The organism is Pelagimonas sp. (assembly GCF_050633425.1).
GTDB lineage: Bacteria > Pseudomonadota > Alphaproteobacteria > Rhodobacterales > Rhodobacteraceae > Pelagimonas.
Window position 1 is genome coordinate 139,224 of the sequence record NZ_JBOEGM010000021.1, and the last position, 7,914, is coordinate 147,137.

Annotated in this window: 8 protein-coding genes; 6 read left to right on the forward strand and 2 right to left on the reverse strand. The window is 56.4% G+C overall.

Translation table 11 applies throughout. The annotated features are described in order from the left end of the window. Position 1 precedes the first annotated feature (1 nt). Genes ACRBB0_RS18520 through ACRBB0_RS18530 form a run of 3 tightly spaced genes read left to right on the forward strand, consistent with a single transcriptional unit; the run spans position 2 to position 2,080 of the window. The gene (locus tag ACRBB0_RS18520) at positions 2–304 is read left to right on the forward strand and encodes a hypothetical protein (RefSeq protein WP_431375941.1); all 303 of its coding nucleotides are present in this window, start codon (positions 2–4) and stop codon (positions 302–304) included. A 10-nt stretch (positions 305–314) separates the two neighbouring features. Then, positions 315–1,607, forward strand: coding sequence for an SDR family oxidoreductase (locus ACRBB0_RS18525; RefSeq protein ID WP_431375942.1), 1,293 nt, complete (start codon positions 315–317; stop codon positions 1,605–1,607). Beyond that, positions 1,607–2,080 (forward strand): DUF2269 family protein, encoded by a 474-nt coding sequence (locus tag ACRBB0_RS18530; protein ID WP_431375943.1) that lies wholly within the window; start codon positions 1,607–1,609, stop codon positions 2,078–2,080. Before ACRBB0_RS18525 ends, ACRBB0_RS18530 begins: the two co-directional genes overlap by 1 nt. 1 nt (position 2,081) lies before the next feature. Here the strand turns inward: ACRBB0_RS18530 and ACRBB0_RS18535 are convergent, their stop codons facing one another. After that, the gene (locus ACRBB0_RS18535; protein ID WP_431375952.1) at positions 2,082–2,483 is read right to left on the reverse strand and encodes a group III truncated hemoglobin; all 402 of its coding nucleotides are present in this window, start codon (positions 2,481–2,483) and stop codon (positions 2,082–2,084) included. A 210-nt stretch (positions 2,484–2,693) separates the two neighbouring features. Then, the gene (locus tag ACRBB0_RS18540; RefSeq protein ID WP_431375944.1) at positions 2,694–3,143 is read right to left on the reverse strand and encodes a hypothetical protein; all 450 of its coding nucleotides are present in this window, start codon (positions 3,141–3,143) and stop codon (positions 2,694–2,696) included. Positions 3,144–3,433: 290 nt separating this feature from the next. Between ACRBB0_RS18540 and ileS the strand changes: the two genes are divergently transcribed. The 3 genes from ileS to ACRBB0_RS18555 all read left to right on the forward strand — a co-directional run bounded on the left by ileS (position 3,434) and on the right by ACRBB0_RS18555 (position 7,855). Continuing rightward, entirely contained in the window at positions 3,434–6,442 is a 3,009-nt protein-coding gene (ileS, locus tag ACRBB0_RS18545; RefSeq protein WP_431375945.1) for an isoleucine--tRNA ligase, read from the forward strand. A gap of 74 nt (positions 6,443–6,516) precedes the next feature. After that, positions 6,517–6,990 carry a tRNA (cytidine(34)-2'-O)-methyltransferase gene (locus tag ACRBB0_RS18550; RefSeq protein WP_431375946.1) on the forward strand — a complete coding sequence of 158 codons (474 nt, stop codon included), beginning with the start codon at positions 6,517–6,519 and terminating at the stop codon, positions 6,988–6,990. An 85-nt stretch (positions 6,991–7,075) separates the two neighbouring features. Continuing rightward, positions 7,076–7,855 carry an AAA family ATPase gene (locus ACRBB0_RS18555; protein ID WP_431375947.1) on the forward strand — a complete coding sequence of 260 codons (780 nt, stop codon included), beginning with the start codon at positions 7,076–7,078 and terminating at the stop codon, positions 7,853–7,855. The last annotated feature ends 59 nt before the right edge of the window (positions 7,856–7,914 follow it).

The following is a 7,914-nucleotide window of genomic DNA, read 5'->3' on the forward strand; positions in this document are numbered from 1 at the left end:
CATGCGTTGGCATGAGCTTACCACAGTGACCAAAAGCGCGATGTTGGTCGCCGTTTTGGGGTTTGCCATCAAGTTGACGTCTACTGGAACGGTGAGCGCAAATGGCACAACCGTCTGCACCCATATGGATTTTGCTGCGCTGTGCCTGGGCGGGCTGACCATGGCCTTGGCCAGCACCGGTATTTTCAAGGCCCGTGATTTGGAAACCGGGCGTGCGCTCAACCTTTGGCTCTGCTTGACAGCCGTCGCGGTCGGTCTTTTGCATTTGGTACGGGGGCTTGGCATTGTCGGCGGCCCTTGCTGAACGTTCCGCGATGACGGTTCTTGTCCTTGGGGGCTATGGGTTGATCGGGGCCGAAATCTGTCAAGCTTTGGCGGATGCTGGGCATGAGGTTTTCGTCGCTGGACGCGACAGTCGCGCCGCCGCGCGGCGCTTGCCAGCCTTGCGATTTGTCCAATTGGATATGGCTAAACTCACCACGGCCGCCGATTGGACGCCTTACCTTAACAACGTTCAGGTCGTGGTAAATTGCGCCGGGGCCTTGCAAGACAGCGCCCGCGACGCTTTGGAAAATCTGCATCACCATGCTGTGGCCGCCTTGGCCGAGGCCACCAAGTTGCGAAACATCAAAACCGTTCAGATTTCAGCAATTGGTGCGGACGTAACAAGCCCGATTGCCTTTCTATCCTCCAAAGCGCGCGGCGATGCGGCGCTTTTGGACTCTGGAGCCGATGCAATTGTCCTGCGGCCCGGCCTCGTCCTTGCCCAAAGCGCCTATGGTGGCACCGCGTTGATCCGCCTGCTGACTGCGGTTCCGGTGATACAACCGTTGGCCTTGCCAAGGGCGCAAATGCAAAGCGTCTCTGCCCATGATGTGGCCGCTGCCGTGGTCTGTGCGGTGGCTGGCGATGTCCCATCCGGGCAAATTTTCGATTTGGTAGAAGACCAACCCCAGCCCCTGGCCGAGATTGTGCGTGCCCACCGCGCGGCGTTGGGGTTTGCTCCTGCTCGCCATGTCTGGACGGCGCCAAATTGGCTCGTCTCGCTCACCAGTTGCGGCGCGGATTTGCTCGGGCGTTTGGGGTGGCGCAGCCCGCTACGCTCGACCGCGACACAGGTCTTGAACCATGATCTGATCGGCGATCCGATCCGCTGGTCCGATCTGCACAAACCCCTGCCAGATATGCAAAATATCCTATCCGGCCTGCATCTGGGCCCCGAACATCGCCTTCAGGCGCGCATGGCGTTGTTCATGCCTCTGTGTGTGGCAATGCTGGTGCTGTTTTGGGCGCTCTCCGGGGTGATCGGGGTGATTAGCCTGCCCCAGGCCGCCGCCCACCTGCAGGCTCAGGGTTGGGATGTCGGCCTGTCGCGCCTATCCGTTCTCTTTTGGTCTGTGGTCGATCTATCTCTGGCCGCCGCCTTGCTCTGGCGACCGATGGCAAGATGGGCCTGTCTGGGCATGGCTGCTGTGTGCCTCATCTATTTGGGACTAAGCACATTGGTCTCACCAAGCCTCTGGCTTGACCCGCTCGGGCCGCTCGTCAAAATCGGCCCGGCTTTTCTCTTGGCCCTGATCACATGGGCGCTGTTGGAGGAACGGTGATGCTTTATGAACTGGCCCTGCGCTGGGTGCATATTGTCGGCGCGGCTGTGCTCTTTGGCACCGGCGCAGGCATCGCGTTTTTCATGCTCGTGGCGCATCAGACCCGCGATGCCAAGCTGATCGCCCATGTCGCGGGAACTGTGGTTTTGGCCGACACGCTGTTCACCGCCACGGCCGTTGTGGTGCAGCCCATCACCGGCTGGCTGCTTGCCCGCGCCCTGGGATGGGATCTCACCGAAAGCTGGATTTTGCTCTCGCTCGGGCTTTATGTTCTAACCGGTCTGTTCTGGTTGCCAGTGGTTTGGATTCAGATCCAACTGCGTAACATCGCCCAGGACTGTGTGGCGCAAAACACGCCTTTAACATCCCGATATTTCAGGCTGTTCCGCATCTGGTTTGCCTGTGGTTTCCCGGCCTTTTTCGCCGTCGCAGCCATCCTATGGCTGATGCTCGCCCGCCCAGAGCTCTGGTAAATCAGCGCAGGATCGGGATGCCCCCCGGCCCGGTTTGTTTTTCAACCACACCGGCACGCAATGATCGCCCGATGCGATGCGCCAAAGCCGACCAGGCCGCTGCTTGATCTTCATGCAATTCTTGCCGCAACACACCGTCAAACAAGCCCAGCCAGGCGTCAAACATCCCCGGCCGCACATTGCCCGCCTGCCGATGAACCTCTAATGGATTGCCGTCATAGCTACGTTCATACAAAATCGCATTGGCCCAAAATCCAACGATCTTGGCCTCGTGTTTGGGCCAATCATCCACATGCACCGCAAAGACCGGCCCCAATCCCGGGTGGCGTCGGACACAGTCGTAAAATGACGCAACCACGCGTTCGATTTCGGCGCGAGTGATGTCAATTTTGGGTGGGATCATCGCCATTTGGAAACTCCTTTGGTGGCACATTAGGCCTCAAGTGCCGATATCCCAGCCGACAGATTGGCGCAGAATGCTTTGTCCTCAGATAATACACATGCGCGCACCGCCATTATCGGTTCCCAAGCAAATTCGTGTTTATCAAAAGACATCAAGCGACGGTCCAAATAAATTTCGATTTCTGAAATTCATTTGGACGACAAGCCTGCTCTACGAGCGATGCATAGGAGGGCCGATAAGCGCGAAATTTATCATCGGATAAATCCAATCGGCACCACCCTGCCCCCCGGAAACTTTGCGCGGTTTGAACACATGCGTAACGTCTGTGCCAAAGCGATTGCAGGTGATTGTAATCGGAGGCGTGTTCTTGCCGTAGAGCGGCAAATTAAACACACCGCTTTCCTCAATATCCATCGAAAAAGTCGCGGCCTCAAAGTGACAGGTTATGTATTGGAAAGGCAGCAGGCGGTTTTGTCTTTGCTCGTGCTTACCAACGTTGAACCGCACAGCGGCGATCCGCGCGATCGGCATAGAGCGCCCTTTAGCGGTCAATTGCACCTCAGGGCTCAACTTGAGGGGCACAGCTGTGCCATGATCTTCGACACAGCCCACCAAGCCAAGCGCGCACGTAATACCCAAAGTCAATCGTGATAAGGCCATTATTTTTTCCAGACTTTTAAACAAAATTCTTGACGGCAAAGTTCAAGAAATACCTCCGAGATGCAAGCGCTTAACATCACAAAGGATATGACGAAATGCAGCAGCCTTGCATCCTATCTTTACCCTGCTCAAAAGCGGGCCTATAAGCGCCCTCATGATGTACCCCGTCGCGATCATCATTCGAATTATTTACCCGGCGCTCTGAACGCGAGCTGCCGGGACAAGGCGTCTGGAATGCCGCGCCGCCCCTTTCCGATATTTCCTGACAGATAAGTCCGAGGACGCCCCATATGTGCGCCGACACGCCCCAAGATACCCCCGAATACAAACAAACCCTGAACCTACCCAAAACCGATTTCCCCATGCGCGCGGGTCTTCCCAAGCGTGAACCTGCATGGTTGGAACGTTGGGCTGAAATCGGGGTTTATGACCGGTTGCGCGAAAAAACCGGCCGCAAGCCGTTTACGCTTCACGATGGTCCCCCCTATGCCAACGGCCACCTTCATATCGGCCACGCGCTGAACAAAACCATCAAAGACATGATCGTGCGCAGCCATCAGATGATGGGGTTTGATGCGCGTTATGTGCCGGGCTGGGATTGCCACGGCCTTCCTATCGAGTGGAAGATCGAAGAGCAGTACCGCCAAAAAGGCAAAAACAAAGACGACGTTAACATTGTCGATTTTCGCCAGGAATGCCGCAAGTTTGCCGAGGGTTGGGTTGATATCCAGCGTGAGGAATTCAAACGTCTGGGCATCACCGGCAACTGGGCCGATCCCTATCTGACGATGAATTTCCACGCTGAGCGCGTCATCGCCGAGGAGTTTATGAAATTCCTGATGAACGGCACGCTTTATCAGGGCTCGAAACCCGTCATGTGGTCGCCGGTTGAAAAAACCGCATTGGCCGAGGCTGAAGTCGAATATCACGACCACAAAAGCCACACGATCTGGGTGCCGTTTCAAATTGCGTCATTCAAGCACGATGAGACTATTGCCAAAGCAGCCGGCAAAATTATTGAGGGAAGCGAAGCAGAAAAAGAAGCAATCGGTGAGTATGTTCGTACTCGATCAAATGACCTGCTTGATGCCCGCGTGGTGATCTGGACAACAACCCCTTGGACAATCCCGTCAAACAAGGCCGTGGCCTTTGGCAAGGGCATCTCCTATGGCCTTTATGAAGTCACTGGCACCCCTGAGGAATGCTGGTGCGCAGTAGGAGAGACCTACTTGCTCGCTGACACTCTGGCCGCAGACGTGTTCACCAAGGCGCGCCTCGAAGAGGGACAATTCAAACGTGTCCGCGATGTGTCGGCGGATGAACTTGGCAGACTCACCCTCGCCCACCCGTTCAACGGCATGGACGGCGCTGACGGGTTCTGGGACTATGACGTGCCAATGATTGATGGCGATCATGTCACCGATGATGCGGGTACGGGATTTGTCCACACCGCACCAAGCCATGGTCAAGAAGACTATGAGTGTTTTGTTGCGCGCAATTGGCTTGACCGGATGACCCACAACGTGGGCGAGGAATCCGAGTTCCTACCGCATGTGCCGTTCTTTGCAGGCCTGCAGGTCATCGATAAAAAGGGCAAAGAGGGCAAAGCCAACAATGCCGTCATCGCCAAGCTGGTCGAGGCGGGCGGCATCATCGCCCGTGGCCGCGTCGCGCATAGCTACCCACATAGCTGGCGTTCCAAGGCCCCGATCATCTATCGCAACACGCCGCAATGGTTCGCATCCGTGGATCGTGAAGTTGGCGATGGCCTTGATACACATGGCAAAACCATCCGCACACGTGCGCTGAATTCGATCGACGAACTGGTGAAATGGTGGCCGCAAACTGGCCGTAACCGTCTCTATTCGATGATCGAAGCCCGCCCAGATTGGGTGTTGTCGCGTCAACGTGCGTGGGGTGTGCCGCTGTCATGCTTTACCCGCAAAGGCCTGTTGCCCACAGACCCCGATTTCCTGCTGCGCAATGACGCTGTTAACGCCCGGATCGCCGAGGCGTTTGAGGTCGAAGGTGCCGATTGTTGGTATGCGGAGGGAGCCAAGGAGCGTTTCTTGGGCGATGACGTGAACCCCGATGATTATGATCAGGTGTTTGACGTTTTGGATGTGTGGTTCGATTCCGGCACCACCCATGCCTTTGTTCTGCGCGACCGCGAAGACGGCACCGAAGACGGCATCGCCGACGTCTATATGGAAGGCACGGACCAACACCGAGGGTGGTTCCATTCCTCGCTCTTGCAGGCCTGTGGCACATTGGGCCGCGCGCCTTACCGCAACGTGGTCACGCATGGTTTCACGCTGGATGAAAAGGGCAACAAAATGTCCAAATCATTGGGCAACACCATCGTGCCCGAGAAGATCGTTCAGCAATATGGCGCGGATATCCTGCGTCTTTGGGTGGCTCAGACCGACTATATGGTCGATCAACGCATCGGCCCTGAGATTCTCAAAGGGGTCGCAGACAGCTACCGCCGTTTGCGCAACACCATGCGCTATATGCTTGGCGCGCTTGGCGATTTCACCGAAGAAGACCGTGTTGCCGTATCCGATATGCCTGAGCTGGAACGCCTCATTCTGCACCGTCTGGCCGAGATCGACCATCAGGTCCGCAAGGGCTATTCGGAGTTTGATTTCCAAGGTGTCTTTTCGACAGTGTTCAACTTTGCCACGGTCGATCTCTCGAGCTTCTATTTCGACATCCGCAAAGACGCGCTCTATTGCGATGGCGACAGTGACCGCGCCCGTGCCTGCCGCACCGTGCTCGACATCCTGTTCCACCGTTTGACCACTTGGCTCGCGCCGATCCTGGTCTTTACAATGGAAGAGGTCTGGCTCGAACGCTTCCCCGGCGACGAGAGCTCGGTGCACCTGATCGACATGCCCGACACCCCCAAAGAGTGGATCGACGAACCGCTGGCCGCCAAATGGGCCGAGGTCCGCAAGGTCCGTCGCGTAGTCACCGCCGCGCTCGAAGTGCAGCGTACCGACAAGGTCATCGGAGCCTCGCTCGAAGCCGCGCCGGTTGTGCATGTGCGTGACGCTGACACATTGGCCGCTTTGAAATCGCTGCCCTTTGATGACATCTGCATCACCTCTGCGATCTCGCTCAACAATGATCCGCAACCCGCCGAGGCCTTCCGCCTACCGGAAACCGAAGGCGTGGGTGTGGTGTTTGAAAAAGCCGAAGGTGCGAAATGCCAGCGTTGCTGGAAAATCCTGCCAGACGTCGGCCAGCACAAACACCCCGGCACCTGCAAACGTTGTAATGACGCTCTGGGCTAAATCTGGACTGGCGGGGGTGACCCCGCCATGCCTCTCCCGCCCTTCTCCTGTCCTGTAGAAAGCTCCAAACGCATATGTCTGACTCTCGCCTCAAGATTGTCTTGGTCACCCCGGACATTCCCTACAACACAGGTGCAATCGGGCGGACCTGTCTGGCGTTGAATCTTGAGCTGATCCTGATCAAACCCTACGGTTTCTCAATCGAAGAAAAGGCCGTTCGGCGCGCGGGTATGGACTATTGGAAACATGTCGACCTGACCGAATTCGACACCTGGGAAGACTTTATTGAGACACGCAACCCACCGCGTGACAGCCTGTATTTCTTTGAGGAATACGGGGACAAAACCATTTACGATCCAGAATATGACCCGAACGGGTATTTGGTTTTCGGCTGTGAAACCAAAGGCCTGCCACGGACGATTTTGGATGGCATGGATGATCGCGTTTTCAAACTGCCAATGATCAATCCGCGTGTGCGTTCGCTCAACCTTGCCAATACAGCCACCGCCGTCATGTATCAGGCAATGCGCAAACAGTTGGGCGGATAAACGCCCCTTGTTTTGACCTAACGGATCGCTCAAAACTGAAACCACACGCCAGCCCACCAGCGGTTTATCAGTTCCGAGACGTTTCATGCCCCGCCGAACCAAACCCACCTCGTTGCCCGCGCCTTTTCTCAAACGATTAACGCTCAAAGAGGCCTTGCCCCAAGCCCCCTCATATCCTCTGGACCTCCCGTTCCTGCATGATGACTTTGAGATCAATTTCGAACAACCGGTGACCATCATTATCGGCGAAAACGGCTCAGGAAAATCCACTTTGGTTGAGGCCATCGCCGGCTTGGCCGGGTTTGACCAAGCCGGCGGCGGTCAAGGCTATCGTCCCGTCGATCATGCACAGGCCATTGATGTCTCAGGGTCCGGGCTTGGGGATCACCTGCGCGCAGGTTGGCTTCCCAAGGTTACACGTGGCTGGTTTTTCAAGGCCGAAACGTTCTTTAGCGTCGCGCGTTATCTTGATCGCGCCGCGGTTGAAACTTATAAACCGCCACCCGATTTCCTGTCATGGTCACACGGAGAAGGCTTTGTGCGCTTTTTCGAAGAAAGGATGTCTGAACAGGGTATCTACTTCCTCGACGAACCCGAAAGCGCCCTGTCACCCCGCCGCCAGATTGAATTGCTACGGCTCCTTTCCGACATACAACGCTCGGCGCGCGCACAGGTCATCATGGCAACACATTCGCCAATCCTTATGGCCGTGCCCCAGGCCGATTTGTGGCGTCTCACCCATCGCGGCCTTGCCCCGACAAACCTTTTCGACACCGATCATTTCCGCCTGTACCGCGCCTTCACCGAAGACCCGGACGGGTTCATAAAATCCGCGATGATGGGGGATTGGGACGGCTTGACCTAGCCGAGGAAAGAGCAGGGAACCCCCTGCTCTCCCTTCAAATCAAGGAATAAGGAACAGTG

Bases quoted from the DNA above. Each gene is read 5' to 3' on its own strand.
- ACRBB0_RS18520 (WP_431375941.1), top strand. From the start codon at position 2: ATGCGTTGGCATGAGCTTACCACAGTGACCAAAAGCGCGATGTTGGTC.
- ACRBB0_RS18525 (WP_431375942.1), top strand. From the start codon at position 315: ATGACGGTTCTTGTCCTTGGGGGCTATGGGTTGATCGGGGCCGAAATC.
- ACRBB0_RS18530 (WP_431375943.1), top strand. From the start codon at position 1,607: ATGCTTTATGAACTGGCCCTGCGCTGGGTGCATATTGTCGGCGCGGCT.
- ACRBB0_RS18535 (WP_431375952.1), bottom strand. From the start codon at position 2,483: ATGATCCCACCCAAAATTGACATCACTCGCGCCGAAATCGAACGCGTG.
- ACRBB0_RS18540 (WP_431375944.1), bottom strand. From the start codon at position 3,143: ATGGCCTTATCACGATTGACTTTGGGTATTACGTGCGCGCTTGGCTTG.
- ileS (WP_431375945.1), top strand. From the start codon at position 3,434: ATGTGCGCCGACACGCCCCAAGATACCCCCGAATACAAACAAACCCTG.
- ACRBB0_RS18550 (WP_431375946.1), top strand. From the start codon at position 6,517: ATGTCTGACTCTCGCCTCAAGATTGTCTTGGTCACCCCGGACATTCCC.
- ACRBB0_RS18555 (WP_431375947.1), top strand. From the start codon at position 7,076: ATGCCCCGCCGAACCAAACCCACCTCGTTGCCCGCGCCTTTTCTCAAA.